This is a genomic window from Fusibacter sp. A1 (genome assembly GCF_004125825.1).
GTDB lineage: Bacteria > Bacillota > Clostridia > Peptostreptococcales > Acidaminobacteraceae > QQWI01.
Map to the genome: position 1 here is coordinate 1 of NZ_QQWI01000018.1, position 15,898 is coordinate 15,898.

The 15,898-nt window shown below is 44.4% G+C and carries 18 protein-coding genes; 6 read left to right on the forward strand and 12 right to left on the reverse strand.

Annotated elements, in window-relative coordinates; genetic code table 11:
• Positions 1-272: 272 nt before the first annotated feature.
• Genes DWB64_RS17955 through DWB64_RS17975 form a run of 5 tightly spaced genes read left to right on the forward strand, consistent with a single transcriptional unit; the run spans position 273 to position 4,115 of the window.
• Positions 273-887, forward strand: a complete 615-nt coding sequence (locus DWB64_RS17955; RefSeq protein ID WP_164980490.1) for a TetR/AcrR family transcriptional regulator — start codon at positions 273-275, stop codon at positions 885-887.
• 15 nt (positions 888-902) lie between these two features.
• On the forward strand, positions 903-1,757 hold the full coding sequence (locus tag DWB64_RS17960) for an ABC transporter ATP-binding protein (protein ID WP_129489602.1): 855 nt from the start codon (positions 903-905) through the stop codon (positions 1,755-1,757).
• A gap of 1 nt (position 1,758) precedes the next feature.
• On the forward strand, positions 1,759-2,874 hold the full coding sequence (locus tag DWB64_RS17965; RefSeq protein ID WP_129489603.1) for an ABC transporter permease: 1,116 nt from the start codon (positions 1,759-1,761) through the stop codon (positions 2,872-2,874).
• A 19-nt stretch (positions 2,875-2,893) separates the two neighbouring features.
• A complete protein-coding gene (locus DWB64_RS17970) occupies positions 2,894-3,895 on the forward strand; it encodes an ABC transporter permease (RefSeq protein ID WP_129489604.1) in 1,002 nt (333 codons plus the stop codon).
• Positions 3,896-3,908: 13 nt separating this feature from the next.
• Positions 3,909-4,115: a hypothetical protein gene (locus DWB64_RS17975; RefSeq protein WP_129489605.1), complete on the forward strand. Its 207-nt coding sequence runs from the start codon at positions 3,909-3,911 to the stop codon at positions 4,113-4,115.
• 162 nt (positions 4,116-4,277) lie between these two features.
• Here DWB64_RS17975 and DWB64_RS17980 read toward each other — a convergent pair whose 3' ends face one another.
• The 7 genes from DWB64_RS17980 to DWB64_RS18010 all read right to left on the reverse strand — a co-directional run bounded on the left by DWB64_RS17980 (position 4,278) and on the right by DWB64_RS18010 (position 9,527).
• Positions 4,278-4,475 (reverse strand): cold shock domain-containing protein, encoded by a 198-nt coding sequence (locus DWB64_RS17980; RefSeq protein WP_129489667.1) that lies wholly within the window; start codon positions 4,473-4,475, stop codon positions 4,278-4,280.
• 314 nt (positions 4,476-4,789) lie between these two features.
• A complete protein-coding gene (locus DWB64_RS17985) occupies positions 4,790-5,365 on the reverse strand; it encodes a GNAT family N-acetyltransferase (protein WP_129489606.1) in 576 nt (191 codons plus the stop codon).
• Positions 5,366-5,384: 19 nt separating this feature from the next.
• Entirely contained in the window at positions 5,385-6,170 is a 786-nt protein-coding gene (locus DWB64_RS17990) for a sugar phosphate isomerase/epimerase (RefSeq protein ID WP_129489607.1), read from the reverse strand.
• Between the two features lie 67 nt (positions 6,171-6,237).
• Positions 6,238-7,083 carry a hypothetical protein gene (locus DWB64_RS17995; protein WP_129489608.1) on the reverse strand — a complete coding sequence of 282 codons (846 nt, stop codon included), beginning with the start codon at positions 7,081-7,083 and terminating at the stop codon, positions 6,238-6,240.
• Positions 7,080-7,691, reverse strand: a complete 612-nt coding sequence (locus DWB64_RS18000) for a Type 1 glutamine amidotransferase-like domain-containing protein (protein WP_129489609.1) — start codon at positions 7,689-7,691, stop codon at positions 7,080-7,082. Before DWB64_RS18000 ends, DWB64_RS17995 begins: the two co-directional genes overlap by 4 nt.
• Positions 7,692-7,730: 39 nt before the next feature.
• On the reverse strand, positions 7,731-8,669 hold the full coding sequence (locus DWB64_RS18005; RefSeq protein ID WP_129489610.1) for a hypothetical protein: 939 nt from the start codon (positions 8,667-8,669) through the stop codon (positions 7,731-7,733).
• A gap of 39 nt (positions 8,670-8,708) precedes the next feature.
• Positions 8,709-9,527 carry an amidohydrolase family protein gene (locus DWB64_RS18010; protein WP_129489611.1) on the reverse strand — a complete coding sequence of 273 codons (819 nt, stop codon included), beginning with the start codon at positions 9,525-9,527 and terminating at the stop codon, positions 8,709-8,711.
• Positions 9,528-9,731: 204 nt separating this feature from the next.
• Between DWB64_RS18010 and DWB64_RS18015 the strand changes: the two genes are divergently transcribed.
• On the forward strand, positions 9,732-10,508 hold the full coding sequence (locus DWB64_RS18015; RefSeq protein WP_129489612.1) for a hypothetical protein: 777 nt from the start codon (positions 9,732-9,734) through the stop codon (positions 10,506-10,508).
• 110 nt (positions 10,509-10,618) lie between these two features.
• Here DWB64_RS18015 and DWB64_RS18020 read toward each other — a convergent pair whose 3' ends face one another.
• From DWB64_RS18020 to DWB64_RS18040, 5 genes are all read right to left on the reverse strand, one after another.
• Positions 10,619-11,449 carry a GNAT family N-acetyltransferase gene (locus DWB64_RS18020; protein ID WP_129489613.1) on the reverse strand — a complete coding sequence of 277 codons (831 nt, stop codon included), beginning with the start codon at positions 11,447-11,449 and terminating at the stop codon, positions 10,619-10,621.
• 378 nt (positions 11,450-11,827) lie between these two features.
• The gene (locus DWB64_RS18025) at positions 11,828-12,784 is read right to left on the reverse strand and encodes a dihydroorotate dehydrogenase (RefSeq protein WP_171831379.1); all 957 of its coding nucleotides are present in this window, start codon (positions 12,782-12,784) and stop codon (positions 11,828-11,830) included.
• On the reverse strand, positions 12,777-13,562 hold the full coding sequence (locus DWB64_RS18030; RefSeq protein WP_164980491.1) for a dihydroorotate dehydrogenase electron transfer subunit: 786 nt from the start codon (positions 13,560-13,562) through the stop codon (positions 12,777-12,779). Before DWB64_RS18030 ends, DWB64_RS18025 begins: the two co-directional genes overlap by 8 nt.
• Positions 13,563-13,570: 8 nt before the next feature.
• Positions 13,571-14,506: an orotidine-5'-phosphate decarboxylase gene (gene pyrF / locus DWB64_RS18035; RefSeq protein ID WP_129489616.1), complete on the reverse strand. Its 936-nt coding sequence runs from the start codon at positions 14,504-14,506 to the stop codon at positions 13,571-13,573.
• A gap of 4 nt (positions 14,507-14,510) precedes the next feature.
• On the reverse strand, positions 14,511-15,788 hold the full coding sequence (locus tag DWB64_RS18040; RefSeq protein ID WP_164980492.1) for a dihydroorotase: 1,278 nt from the start codon (positions 15,786-15,788) through the stop codon (positions 14,511-14,513).
• Positions 15,789-15,898: the final 110 nt, after the last annotated feature.

The window sequence follows — 15,898 nt, forward strand, 5'->3', positions numbered from 1 at the left end:
AGACCCGCCTCCGTGAACAAAGTACGTTCACTTTCAGGCGCCACGAACAAAATACGTTCGGTCTGGGAGACCCGCCTCCGTGAACAAAGTACGTTCACTTTCAGGCGCCACGAACAAAATACGTTCGGTCTGGGAGACCCGCCTCCGTGAACAAAGTACGTTCACTTTCAGGCGCCACGAACAAAATACGTTCGTGGTTATTGACCAATACGGTCAACCGGGTGTATAATGAAATTGACCAGAGTAGTCGGTTTTGTTTGGGAGGTGATTATTTGGAGGATTTATTTAAGGGTTTTGATCCCGAAAAGCGGGATAGGATTGTCAATGCGGCGCTTAAGGAATTTAGTGTGAACACGTTTAAAAAAGCGTCTACCAACAATATCGTCAAAGAGGCCGGTGTGTCAAAAGGACTGCTTTATCATTACTTTCACAGTAAGAAGGAGCTCTACGACCATCTTGAGACCTTTTCCCTAACCACCATGATCGATACCATTTTGGAACATCTGGACTGGGCAGAAAAGGATATTTTTGAAAGAATCAAACAGATCGCGATCATTAAGGCCGGTGTACTGAACAAGTATCCGTACATGGCGGCTTTCACAAAAAATCTCTTCGCGGAGAAGTCCATGGAAGAGATAAAGGCGATCATCGAAGAGCACTCGCCGGATATTAACCATGAAATCTACACTAAAGGAATCGATTTTTCGCTATTTAAAGAAGACGTTCCACCGGACAAGGCGATTAAAATGATTCAGTGGACGATCGAGAAATACGGCGAGGAAAGAGTCGCCGCTATGAACTTAAGTGATCAGGCGCTTGACTTCGACCAGCTGATGAAAGAAGTCGACGAGTATCTTAAAGTGCTAAAACTGGCATTTTACAAATAAAAGGAGGCATGTTTGATGATTAGTGTTAAGAATCTGCATCATTCTTATAGCAAGGATGACAAGTACGCTGTTAAAGATGTAAGTTTTGAAGTAGCCGAGGGAGAGGTATTCGGGTTCTTAGGACCATCAGGCGCCGGTAAGTCGACTACACAAGGAATCCTAACAGGACTTTTGCAACTTCAAAAGGGTCAAGTGTCTGTGGCTGGATACGATGTAAAGAAAATCAAAAACGAAATGTTCAACAAAATCGGCATGTCATTTGAGCAGTCCAACGTCTACAGCAAGATGACCGCAAAAGAAAATCTGGACTTTTATGCAAAGCTATTCGATGTCGAAACGATGGATTCTCAAAAACTTTTAGAGATGGTCGGTCTTGGCGACAAGGCCAACTTGAAAGCCGGCGAATTTTCAAAAGGCATGAAGCACAGACTTACCTTTGCAAGATCGATGATCAACAAACCTACCTTATGGTTTTTAGATGAGCCGACAACCGGATTAGACCCTGCAATCGCAGCTGAAATCAAAGACATCATCAAGGCCAGGCAAAAAGAAGGCGTCACTATCTTCTTGACCACGCACAACATGTATATCGCCGATGAACTTTGCGACAGGGTCGCATTCATCGTCGACGGTGAGATCAAACTGATCGATTCACCTAAAAATCTTAAACTGCAATACGGCGAAAAGTTTGTAGATGTAGAGTATATCAAAGACGACAAGGTTGTCAAAGACACCTTCTCCACCACCTTGGACGAAGACAAGAAAAGACTTCAAGAAGTCATCGGAAGCTACGAGATTGTCACGATGCACACCAAAGAAGCGACTCTTGAAGAGATCTTCATCAAAGTAACCGGAAGGGGGCTTATCTAATATGAAGTTATGGTATAGTTTCACCAAAGAGCTGAAACTATCGTCTAAAAGCTGGTACTTTTATATCGAAATCGGTATGGCGATTGTCTTTTTAGTAATCTTGCTTTTCGTAGTTCCCGAAAATTTCAACGACAAATCCGGTGAGTATATCTACATGGATCTTCCCGATACGTATGTCGAGTATATGTTCGATCAGACAAGAAACGAGGATTTGGATCATCAGGAGCAAATCGTAGAACTCGAGATAAACGACAGGACCGTCACAGCCACACTTTTTATCACCAGCGACAAAGAAATCTATTATTTGGATGATAAGCAAGCGGTTTTCGACTTTGCGGATATCGAAAAGAAGTTCGCTGCTGACATGTATTTGAACGACAAAGGTGAGATAGCCTACACTTACTACCTGCAGGGCTACGAAGCGGACCGCCTAAAAAATCTTTACTTGGTGTTCCACAACAAAGTCGCAAGTCTTGGAGACATCAAGACCCATGTTGAAGCGCAAGAAGTAAGGGTGATGCACGAAGGGTTTAAGGACATGTCCGATAGGGAGAGTTTCATACCTGTCTTCCTGACATTCAACGGCAGTCTGATGGGCCTATTCATCATCGCCGCGTACATCTTCCTGGATAAGCAGGAAGGCATCATCAAAGCTTATGCTGTCACGGCATCCACCGTGTGGCAGTATCTTTTAAGCAAGGTCGGAGTGCTTTCAGTCACTACATTGATCACAAGCCTCATCATGGTGATTCCGATCATAGGATTTGATATCAATTACGGTCTTCTGATCTTGTTTCTGATCACCTCAGGGTTATTCGCATCCTCACTGGGGCTAGTGCTGACAAGTTACTTTAAGGATTTCATGCAATCTTTTGGAGCGCTGTTTATCGTCATTATTTTCTTCATGTTGCCGAATATAGCCTACTTCATTCCTAGCTGGGATCCCGTCTGGATGAAATTCATTCCATCCTACTACATGATCCAGAGCTTCAAGGAAATCATACTCCCATCGACCGATGTGAACTTTGTACTGATGTCTTCTTTAGGTCTGTTTATAGCTGGATCGGTTCTTTTCACCTTTGCAAACTACAGATTTAAAAAAACACTAACAATTTGATGCCAGAAAGGAGGATCAGATGATTAAAAAAATACTTGCGATCTTTACACGAGATCTGAAAGTGAGCCTTAAAGATTTCATCTCACTTTACATCATTATCTTTCCACTCTTATTTGCGATTGTCATCAATGTATTCACCCCTGGCATCAACGATTCCACAGTGAATCTCGCAATGCTAGCATCCGACGATGCCAAGCAGATCGCCTATTTGCAGGATTTTGCCAAAGTCGAACTCTTCAGTTCTGTCAAAGCCATCGAAAACCGAATCGAAAAGCGAGACAATATCATCGGGATCATCCCCGAGGAGGATAGCTATTACCTGCTGCTTCAGGGTAACGAACCGGAAGGTATTGTCGAATTTGCCAAAGCCTTAAGGGCGTTCTACGACTACGGCGTGACCGTGGAGGATTCAGAAGCCACAATATACGATTTCGAACGCTCCACTCCACCACTAAAAAAAGTACTGGTCAGTGCGGCGATCATGTTCATCTCGGTTCTTGGCGGCATGCTGATCGCCATCAATATCGTCGAGGAAAAAGTCGACAACACCATCAGCGCGATCCACGTGACACCGATCTCAAGAATCGGCTACATCATAGGAAAAAGCGCAATCGGCGTCATCGTACCGATCATAGGTACAGCTCTGATGCTTATCTTTACAGGATACACCGAAATCAATTACGCTCAGGTATTCGTCCTACTGCTTACATCTTCAATCATCAGCCTGCTGGTCGGCTTTATCGAAGGACTTACCAATGATGATGTGATGAACGCCGCGGGAAATATTAAAATTTTATTTTTACCGCTTCTCGGCTCAGTAGCAGGGTATGAATTACTTGCAGACAAATGGCAACCGTTTTTCTACTGGATACCATTTTATTGGACTTACAGAGGCAACGATTTGGTTTTATCGAATTCAGGTACATGGGGACAGATTTTAATGTATGCCGGATTCGTTGTAATAATCAGTGCGGTGGTATTTGCGCTACTCGCACCAAAAATTCGAAAAGGTCTAGAATAAGGAGGGTGTTATTATGAACGCATGGCCACTATTAGGTTTACTCTTATTAGCGTATGCAGGACTTGTCGTATGGATCACCGTGAAAAAACCGCCTAAGATTTGGGGCATGGCTAAAATCAAAGGCTTCATCAAGGTAATGGGAGAAAAAGGAACCGAGATATTCTTCTATGTATGGGCAGGGCTCGCAGTAGCGGTAGCCATCTGGCTATTCACACTTTAAACCTATCAGGGTAGACTACAAGTCTACCCTATTTTTCTGCCCTCTCTTCCAACCCACCGTACGGGTAGGCTTTATGTCTACCCTCTCTTCCAACCCACTCAAAAAAAAATAAAAAACCAGTCAATCCGAAGATTAACTGGTTCTAATTCACTTAAATATTAATTATTTAGAAGTGATGTTTTCAGCTTGAGGACCTTTAGGACCTTGAGCCAATGTGAAAGTAACTTCTTCGCCTTCTTCAAGCGTTTTGTAACCTTCTTTGTTGATTTGTGAGAAGTGAGCGAAAACGTCTTTACCGTCTTCTCCAGTGATAAAACCAAAACCTTTTTCGCCGTTAAACCATTTTACTATTCCGTTCATCATAATGTGAACCTCCAAATTTAAATTTCCCTAAGTTCCATGTAAAAACGTTCATCAATCAAAATTTGTTGTTCATAATATGTCTTATCTTAAGAACTGAACTTCAACAATACTCGAATTAATATATTTTACGTGCTTAATTAAGGTACTCCTGAATGATACCATGATAACTATCAAAGTGCAAGGCTTATTCAAAAATAAAACCTTGGTTATTTCAAAAAAACCTTGAACATCCTGCAATCACACAATTCTCTGAATGTATATTTTTATAACTTTCCATACGATCCTACCGTTTACATCAATCCTCACAGAAATCATTTCTCTGACTGCTCCTTTTGATACGTCTCATAAAGGAGACTATAGCAGTTGAGGTCTACAAATTCGCCGTCTTTGATCATATGCTGCCTCTGGATACCCTCGAAGGTCATCCCAAGCTTCTGAAGCACGTGGTTTGAGGCTTCGTTTCGTTGAAACGCCCTACCTATCACCTTGTTAAATCCCAAGTCATCAAAACAGTATCGTATGACCGAGTTCATCGCTTCGGTGGTGATTCCGCGGTTCCAGTAGTTCTTATTAACCATGAAGCCAAGTTCCGCCCACCTATGTCTGAAGCTCCACTGAACAAAACTTGCGGTACCGATCAGTTTATTTGAAGACCGTTCCTCGATCGCCCAGAAATAGTACCCCTTTTCATCTTGGTAATTAGTCGTCACCTTCGTCACAAAATCACCAGCATCCTCCAACGATTTAAAGGTATCCAGCGTGATATGTCTAGTGACATGCGTATCACACCCTATCTCATAAAAGTCCAAGACATCGTCAGGTCTAAAAGCTCTCAAGACAAGTCTTTGTGTACCAAGTACAGGTAATTCCCAAGCTTTACCGCTCATCGTCTTCCCCCTATGTATCCTAAGTTGTTCTTTTTAACCTTAATTTTTCGATGGATCGTCGAAGACTCCCTGATTCCTTGACTTCGATCACACATCTGGCCTTGTTTTTCACCGCAAGATCGATAAACGTCAAAATCTCCAGATCACCTGTGAAGAGTTCCATATGATTCTTTTTAGCCATTCCGTCATGGATATGAAAATGACTGATCTCGTCCATGCGGTTCTTATAATAAGCCTTATCCTTGTAACCGCTAGCGATGTCGTGCCCGATATCATAAGTCAGACCGAAACAGTCCGATTCAAGTAGCAGGTCCGTACACTTTTTGATAAAACCCTTATCGTGTATCCCCGTATTCTCCACACAGATCAGAATTCCAGCATCTCCTATCGCCTCTTCAACACGTTCTCTAAACGATCTGATGTGTTCGAGGTACACGGCTTCATACTTCTCATACAGAAACACCGCTTTTGAAGGCAGCTTAAAATGGATTCCGATGGAGAGGTGCATGTTGATCAGTTTAATATCAAGCGCCTTCGCAATATCGATGGCAGTCATCACATGCTTTTGGTATCCTTCCCTCAGTACAGGATCAAGCGCCCCGACATCGGCACTCTCATTCACATGAAGCGTCAGTTCCACTCCATATCTATGCATCAGATTCTTAGCCGAACCAAGGTCCATCGCCGAGTCGAACATCGGCAGATTCATATTCAGTTCTACAAAATCAAGCCCTAGCTCTTGACACAGCACCATATTTTCTTCTAGAGTCGCGTATTCAATCAAAGACGGCATTCCAAGTTTCATCTCAACAAACCTCCATCAAACATCAAATGGCGCTCGCACCATTTGTGTTACAGTTCTGCGTGTAGCACTAGCTGTTCAAGAAGTCATAGACCTCACTTTTTATCTTATCAAGCTCAAACCTTGCAATTTGCTCATTTGTATACCTCTCCTGCAGGGCGCTCACCCACACGGCACCAAGGTAATACCCTAAGTCGGCAACGCCTTCGAACTTGGTCCAATCACCATAAAAATCTTGCGCGGACTTACCTTCCACAAGTCTCTCTTTGTATACGTTCTTCAGCCTATCAAGGTTTCGTCTGCAGTAGTCAAGCCACTCGCCATCGTCCTGATGGTAATCGCCGTTTCCTTGCAGCAGTTGCTGGTTTTTTTGAGCAAAACCTTCAATGTAGAGTCTCCACGCCCAGGTGTCTTCCATCGTGTCAAAGTCCTTGCTTATGCTTTCACCACGCAGGATACGGTGGGCATCATGGGCAAGTTCGTGACTCACAAGTCCTAGCATCTGATCCTCACCCTGCCAGCCTAGTTCCGCGATCTTGGCAGCTCCGATTAGCATCGCGCCCTCACCATCGATCATAGCGGCCCAGCCCGCCGCATTTGCCAACCCCATATAATAGTATAAGGCCGTATCCTCTTTTCCACCGCAAAGTTCATGAAACGCAGTTTCGATTTTAAAAACCGCCTTCTTAAAATTGACATGCGCTTCTCTCATAGCCGGTAATTTTACAGTCAGTGCCTCATGCATGATCGGAACCACCCTCTCAAGGTCGCCCTCCTCAAGGTCCGATTCGCAGAGATCTCTTATCTTTGGCATGTTCTCCATGTACGTTTTCCACAGTGGCAATAAATTATCGCTGTTTCCGTCATAGGCACTCGCCATCGCCTCTATTCCATCCATCGTATCGATTATTCTCATCGCTTCTCCCATGCTTCCTTTCCAAAGACCACCGCGCTGTAATCATTGATTCTAAGGCCTTTCAGACCATGTTCTTTCAGATAAGTCTCAAAGACCTCTCTTTTTACCGCATAGGATTCCCTATCGTAATGCGGGCATATCCTTTCGTCTACAAGCCCCAGACACTCCACCACTTCGACAACCTGATGATCTTCTGCCACTAGATAATCAAGACCGAAGCAGATCGCACCCGCACTGATACCAGCTAGAATGCTCTTTTTTTCAAGCGCTTCATAGAAGAGGGCGCCCATATCATGCCTGATCAGCTGCTCCATCAAAAGCATTACAGAACCCCCGCCGATGATGATCATATCTGCATCCAGTACGCTTTCTCTGATACGCTTCTCACTCAAATTTCCTTTTATCAATAGCAGCGGTTCCACCACACAGTCGAACCGCCCTTCAAAACTCGCCTTCGCCAACCTGAAATTCTTCTCCTCATCATTACCCGCAGTCGGCAGGTACAGAATCCTCACATAAGCTGATCTGGACATTTCGATCAAGTGCTTTTCTATCTCACCAAACCTATCCAAATCACCAATCCCACCAATCGCAACAATCTTCCCCATAGTCTCCCCCTTTTCACCCCATAAAAAGATGAAACTTCTTCATCGACTTATCTTTTGAGCTCCGATGATTTCAATCTCTTTTTCCATCGGATGCTTCATTGTGACAAATCGAATTTCGTACGTCACTTCACTTTTCCCTTTTTCAATCATGCCTTTGTCAATCACTATTATCTTATTGCCTTCATAAAGTGGTGGTATGCTTTGCATCCTACTCAGGCTACTAAACACCATATCAAGTCTAGCATCATCAAATAGGATGTATACCATCTCACAGACAACAGGCACTTCAAGAACGAATTCGATCTTATCGTATTTTTCGATTACCTCGACCGCTCTTTTGGTTTGAAGCTCTTCACTCGCCTTCATCGTTTCAACCACTTCAGGCTGAAGAGTTAACGCTTCAGTATGGATACTTCGGAGGATAAGTTTATCACTTCCTAGGTTAACAACCTTATCCAGCGGTGTGTTTATCCTATCCCTCAATCGGCTAGGTTTGATTTCAATAAAATCCGTCTCATATTGAAGATGAAAGACCATTCTTTTCAGATCTATGAACTCCCTCGGTAAGCGGTATACCAGTATTTGCTTGCCAGCAGATTCCCAGTTTATCTTTCCGTTTTCCTTGAGCTTCATAAGCTCGGGAACACTCTCAAGCGGTTGAAAAGTCCGTTGCATCACTTTATGGCATACATTATCCAGTCGGTTGACATCTCGCTTATAAAGCGTATCGTTGATCGTCACCGTGATCTTTTGCAAACCAAGCAACTCAATTTTCGGTCCTAAACCTGTCTTCATTTCATCCTCATTTACTAGGAACAGGTCGTTGTTGGAGTAAATTGAGACTTGAAGTTCATTTCTTTTGATTTGCACCTTATCGATAAAACATTCATAACCACCGATGATATAGAATTCAGAAACCATGACCGTCGTGATTTCCTCCTTCTTCCCTGTGCCAAAGAACTTTCCAAAGTCAACCACCTTCACGCCCCCCATTCTTCACCAATCATCAATCACCAATCAATCCTTTTCCCACCATCCGAACTTCCTACCCAACCTATCCGCATTCCCATAAAACACCTCACCTTGCTTCTCCTCAGGTACCACAAGTTTCAATATTCTAAGGGTCTCTGTGATGCTCTCTGTGGGATAGTCTGAACCGAACATGATCTTGTCATAACCTATCTCGTCAAAAACCACTTTGATCTTGTCAATGCCAAAATATGCTTCAAGTTTCGGCATGACACCAGATGTTTCAAAGTACACGTTTTCGTAGTTTAGGTACTCCATGTCATAGAAGTATTTCACGCCACCGAAGTGGGCGATGATAAAGGTCGTCTTATGGAATACCCTAACCACTTTTTCTATCGCTCTCGGGTCGCTATCGTCTTGTAGTCCGGGCGATGATCCCGGGTAGCAATGAATGATCACCGGAATCTTCAGTTCTCCCGCCAACCTATAGATAGGCAAAAGTCGCCAATCGTCCGCCTTCACCCCCAAGTTTTGAGGATGAATCTTGATCCCTTTGAGCCCCTTGCTATGATAGTATTCAATTTCCGATTCCATTTCTTTTATTCCGCGATAAAAGTGCGCCCTTGTGATATCGATATCGATAAATCCGACATAATCCGGATGAGTTTTCACTATTTCAACCAAATAGTCATTCATCGCCTTCACAGGCTGCCAAGAGATATCATTGATCGGCATCAGGCATGCTTTTTCCACATGATATTCCTGTAGACCTTTTGTGACTGTTTCAAAGGTGACATCCACATCTCCCGCGCACATGATTCCGCATTCAAGGCTATGCACGTGCATATCTATAAGTTTATCCTTCATTTGCTTCTCCCTGATTTACAGTTCTGTTCTTATGTGTTTCATTGACACGTCTCAATTTATTCATTTGTATTTGCCCTCTAATTATATAAAAAAACTCCAATTACAGGTGGAGTTTAAGGTAAATGTAATATTACTTGTTTTAGGTTTTCAGCAAGTCGTATCCGGGTATGAGTAAATCATCATTTAGTCGAAAGGAGTGTAGCAATGAATAGGAAGATGCTACTTTTTATCATCGTTATCTTTGTTTTGGTAGCACTGTTTCTGCGATTTTCAGGAACGGACAACCCAGTTCTCAGTACCGATGAACAGATCACTTTGCTGGAATCAAGAATAGAGATGCTCACCATAGAAAACACCAATTTGAAACAACAGATCGACGATAACAATCAAAGGATTCAGTCACAAAGCGATGTGCTGGAGGCACTCAAGGCCCAGATCGAATTGCTGCTTGATAGCGAAAACGGATTGAAAACGGGACAGGATCTTCTGGCCTACCGTTTGAAGAAACAGGTGGAACTTATCACCACAGGATTCGACGCAAAGGATCTTCTGGCTGTCTACAGCGGCGATATCGACAGCTATGAGCCTGTCGTTCTATATTATGTCCAAGAAGAGACAAAACTGAACACGTTGGATAATCTGAACCTTTTGGCACAGATCCTATCTACAGAGCAATTCAACAACCTACCGATCACCATCGTAAAGATCGATGAAGAAAATATTCTTCATGTCGATCTTTCAGAAACGCCAGAAGAGAACAATCCGATCGGCACCTCAAAAACTTGGCAAAACTTTTACTTCCAAGGCTCTACGGGAGGTATGATCACCACAATCACCCTAATGGAAACCTTTTTACAAAAGTCTATGGATTCAGACGACTGGATCGACGGAGTGGTTTTTTCTTACGAGGGGGAGTATGGTTATTTAAGTGACCATGTGGAATATCTTTTTGACGGCGTGCATGTAAGAGAAACAAAATAGACTCCGACTGTTGATAAAGCCTATTTTCTGTGTCATTTTAAAAAGCAGCACGCTTATGTATGTCTATATACGATGCGCCCGCTGCTTTTCTCATTCTCAGAATACTGAACCTAAATTGTTTTTATCATCGTATACTTCTCAAAGTTTACAGGGTAGTCCTTTATGGTTGAAATCACATGGTAACCAAGCCTTTCATATAAGCCCTTCGCCTGAAATGATGTCGTTCCTAAAAAGCTTTTTCCGTACCCTTTACCGGCTGCGTAGTTTTCTACCTTTGCCATAAGTTCAGTAGCGATATTCATTTTTCTATACTTTTCATCAACCCATAAAATAGATATATATAAATAGTTATTACCAAGTGCGGCAATGACTCCACCAACTACGACTGGGCCGTCTAGCGCGACAAACTGTACTGCTTCCTCAATCTTCTCATCTAGTATGGTCAACTGGCTCTCATTTAGCTTTTCATCGAAAAATGCTTTATACGGATCTTCTTTTGTCGTGTAGATAGCTACCTGATAGTTATGTTCAAGCTCTTTTACTTGCATCGAGTCGTCAATCAGCTCATGAGATTCAAACCCTTTCGGGCAATCTGGTATGGCTCCAACAGACCGAAAGCCAAACTCTCTGAATAATCTAATCATTTCAGGATCATGATCCATATGATACATTCCCTTTATACCAGTATCATATCGTTTATAGGTTTCGTTGAGCAGCAGATGGAAAATCGACTCATCCTCAAACCAGATATGGTCGATTCCCGCCCAATTCCAGTAGTAATAGCTATGGGCCGCCCCGACCACTTTTTCATCTTTCAGCAGATACAGATTGAACTGACTGTATTCAAATGTACCGGTAGCCGCATCATTGTGTCTTCCCAAACCTTGCCCGATTAACTCTCTATATTCCAAGCCTTCATTTTTAATATAATCGATTTTCATATAATCCCCCTTATGCAATACGTGCTAGTGTCAACTATATTATATTTGCCAGAAGTTTATCTGTAAATGAAACAGTTGCTTATACTCATTTAATCGCACCGCTTTGAAGAGAACTGGCACAAAGAAAGCGGCTATTCGAGAGCTGGATTGACTATTGCTTGTTTTTCATACTAAAAGAGCTATCCGCATAGCTCTCATACTGGAGACAAAGTCTTCAGGATGGCAGGCTGTAGAGAAAGTTTAAGTTTAAGGAAAAAAAAACCCTGCGGGCGTAGCGTATAGACATACGTAAGCGTGCAGGGTTTTTGAATTGATGCAGAAATTGGACTTTGTCTACGGCCTGAGAGCTACCAGATTAGCTCATTTTTCCTTGCCTGTTTATTTCGGAACTTCAAAAGTGCAGCTTCCAGCATTAGCCTTTGGGAAATCCAATTTGCCCACCAGCTCATCGATGCTGTTGTAGCCGTTTTTCATCATCCAGTTTTCAAGGTCGTTCAACACTTCCTCTGTGACTTTCGGGTTCACAAAGTTTGAAGTACCTATCGAAATCGCACCGGCACCCGCAAGAAGGAATTCCACAGCGTCTCTGTAGTTGGCGATGCCGCCCATCCCTATGATTGGAATCCCGACGACGCTTGCCGCCTCATAGACCATTCTCACAGCAACTGGCTTCACAGCTGGTCCGCTGAGTCCACCGATGCCTCTTGCAAGAATCGGTTTTCTCGAGTCGATATCGATCACCATGCCCGTAAGGGTGTTGATCATGGAAAGGCAGTCCGCACCGCCGGCTTCTGCAGCCAGAGCGATATCCTTGATGTCTTTTACATTAGGAGACAGTTTGACGATCAGATGGTGCCCTGTCGCTTCTCTGACCTCTTTTACCACCCTATAGACCATATCGGGGTCTGTACCGAAAGCAAGACCGCCGGCCTTTACGTTCGGGCAGGAGATATTGAGTTCTAGGGAGTGAACTCCCTTAACAGAAGTAAGCTCAGCAATTCTGCAGTATTCTTCGATATTTGTGCCGTTGATGTTTGCGATGACTTTGGTATTGAACTCACCCAACCACGGCAGGTCGTTTTTTAAGAAGTACTCCACGCCCGGGTTTTGAAGCCCGACTGAATTCAACATGCCCATGGCAGTTTCAGCCACACGTGGTGAATCGTTGCCTAACTTAGGCGCAAGAGTCAAGCCCTTGACCATGATCGCACCGATGTTGTTTAAATCCACATATTCACTATACTCCCTACCAAAACCGAACGTTCCTGACGCTACGGTGATTGGATTGTGGAGCTTTAATCCGTTAAGATCCACACTTAAATCTGGCTTACGCATCAAAAAGCACCTCGCTTCCCCAAAATACCGGTCCGTCTTTACAGACACGTTTGTTCCAATAGCCTTCAGGCATCGTGTCGTCTTTCACCTTGCAGGTGCAGACCATGCACGCACCGATTCCACACGCCATACGCTCTTCCATCAAGAGTTGGACAGGCACGTTTTTAGTCATGCACATTTTAGCGACCTTCTCGATCAGGATATGGGGACCGCAAACATAGACCATGTCAAAGTCGTTTTCTTCAAGCGCCTTGGCTGTCAGATCGGTTACATAACCCTTATGGTCATAATCCACGTTTTCAGACGCGATTTGAAGCACATCCGCCACACCGTCGAATCTTTCCACCAGGTAGGCCTCATTTCTAAATCCGAGTTGCACGGTGATATGGGCGTCCGTATCCCGTTTTAACGCTTCTGATAAGACGGCCTGCGGTGGCACGCCGATACCGCCACCGATAACAAGCACCTTCTTGTGCTCGGGATCAATGCTATATGTGTTCCCCAGCGGTCCTTGCACTTCCACAAGGTCTCCAGCTTTTACCTCGCTGAGTATCTTTGTGCCTTCACCCTTGATGATGATTGTAAAATCAAAGGTTTCTTCATCAAAATTGCTGATACTGATCGGTCTTTTCAGGTAAGGCATGGCCTTCGTATGAAGGTTGAAAAACTGACTCGGCCTGATGTCGCCCATTTGTTGGGGTCTTTTAAGTTTTAGTGTGTAGACATCCTCGTTCAAGAATGTTTTGGACACTACTTCACAATTGAACAGCTGTTTCATAATGCCTCCTATTTGTACCATTTGCCAGCAGCCTTCAAGCTGTCGTTGATGTCTTGTTTCATCTCCTCAACGGCTTGAACAGCCGCTTCTTTATAGTCGTTCGAGTACCTGTCACTCAGGTAGGCGAATGTGATGCCTCTTGAAGAATTGACGATCGCCCCTAGGCCTTTTTCGTCAAAGCAGTTCACGATGTCTTTCCCGCTTGCACCTTGCGCTCCGTAACCTGGCACTAGGAAGTAAGACGTTTTAAGGATCGCTCTTAAGGTATCCGCTTGCTCCGGGTAGGTCGCGCCTACGACAGAACCGATGCTTGAGTAGCCGTACTTTCCGACTCTTTGTGAGGATAAGGCTTCGATGATATGCGCCACCTTCTCGTAGATCGTTACGCCGTCCACTTTTAAGTCCTGCAACTCACCAGAGCTCTTGTTCGAAGTTTTCACAAGGGCGAACATGCCTTTGTCGTGGGTATCGATATTGGTGACAAACTCGTTCAGGCAATCGGTTCCAAGATAAGGATTCACCGTCAGGTAATCCGAATGGAAGGCTTCAAAACTTTCACCTTCGACCTCTGTTAATCCGATGTAGGCGTCCGCATAGGCTTTAGACGTCGATCCGATATCACCGCGCTTGACATCCGCCACTACGATCATGCCTTTCTCTTTTGCATAGTCGCATGTTTCCTTGTAGGCTTTCATACCTGCCAGTCCTAACATCTCATAGAATGCGACCTGTGGTTTCACAGCCGGTACCAGTGTGTGAAGTGCGTCGATAAGACCCTTGTTGAAAGTCAAGATCGCATCCGCTGCCGCATCGACCTTGTTGCTGTATTTCATCTGAGAAGCTTCTATGATTTCTGTAGGAATCTGATTCACTCGTGGGTCGAGACCTACTACGATCGGTGCTTCCATTTCGATTATTCCCTTAATTAAACGATCCATCAACATATCATTACCCCCTGTACACTACTTTGCCGTCATACATCGTCATCACCACATCGCCAGAAACCTGTAATCCTTCAAAGGGTGTGTTCTTGCCTCTTGATACCATATTTTCATTCTTAAGCGTTCTTTCAACCGTCATATCGAAAAGTGCGAGATTCGCCTTTTCGCCTACCTTGACGCATGGGACCGGTAAATTTAACAAGACCCTAGGATTCACTGCCATTTTATCTACAATCGACGTCCAATCAAGCTTTCCTGTTTTTACAAAGTGCGAATAGGTGAATGCGAGCGATAGCTCCACACCCGAAATGCCGAATGGCGCTTTGTAAAAATCCTTGTTCTTTTCTTCAAGCGTATGAGGCGCATGGTCAGTGGCGATGCAAGTGATGGTTCCATCGATCAGCCCTTGTTCGACCGCTTGCCTATGGTCTTCGGACCTTAAAGGCGGATTGACCTTTGCAAGCGTGCCTGCTGTTTTTAGCGTTTCATCCGTCAGCATGAAGTGGTGTGGTCCTGCTTCGGCAGTTACTGCAAGACCCTGCTCTCTAGCCTCTCTGACAGCCTGTACGGCTTCTTTTGTCGAGATGTGCGCGATATGTAGTTTTGCGCCTGTCTCTTTAGCCAGCGCGATGTCGCGTCTTACGATGTTGTACTCGGCCGCTGCCGGTATGCCTGCTATTCCAAGTTCCTTGCTGACTTCACCTTCATGTACAGCACCGCCCTCTACGATATCGTGGTCCTCGGCATGGGAGATCAGCACCATGTCATGTGGCTTTATCGTATTGAAAGCCTCTTTCATGAAGTCCACAGACATGGTGGTCCTTCCGTCGTCCGTCACGGCGACAATTCCCTCTATGATCATCTCTTGAATATCCGACATTTCAAGGCCCTGAAGCCCTTTGGTGATAGAACCCGTAAGTTTCACCTCGACGACCGCCTTCTCATCGATTCTCTTTTTTATATCTCTCACTACCTCGGCGCTCTGCACTGTCGGGTAGGTGTTTGGCATCGCAAGTAGGCCTGTGACTCCGCCGCGCGCAGCTGCAAGCGTACCGCTGTGAATATCTTCCTTGTGCTCATAGCCCGGTTCTCTCAAATGCACGTGCATATCGAAGAGTCCAGGCATCAGTACCTTGCCGGCACCGCCTATCACCGCCATATCGTCCATCATCAGTACCTTTTCGGATACCTCCCTGATGATCCCATCTTCGATAAGTACACTATATACCCCGTCCAGACCCTCCGTAGGATCAACAACACGAACCCCTCTAATCAGAAATCTCATATCCACTCTCCCTCTCATTCCAGGCATCCATCATCCATCATCAATCACTAATCACTAATCACTACTCTTCTAGTCTTCAATTCTTCTATTCTCTACATAACGAAAGCCCG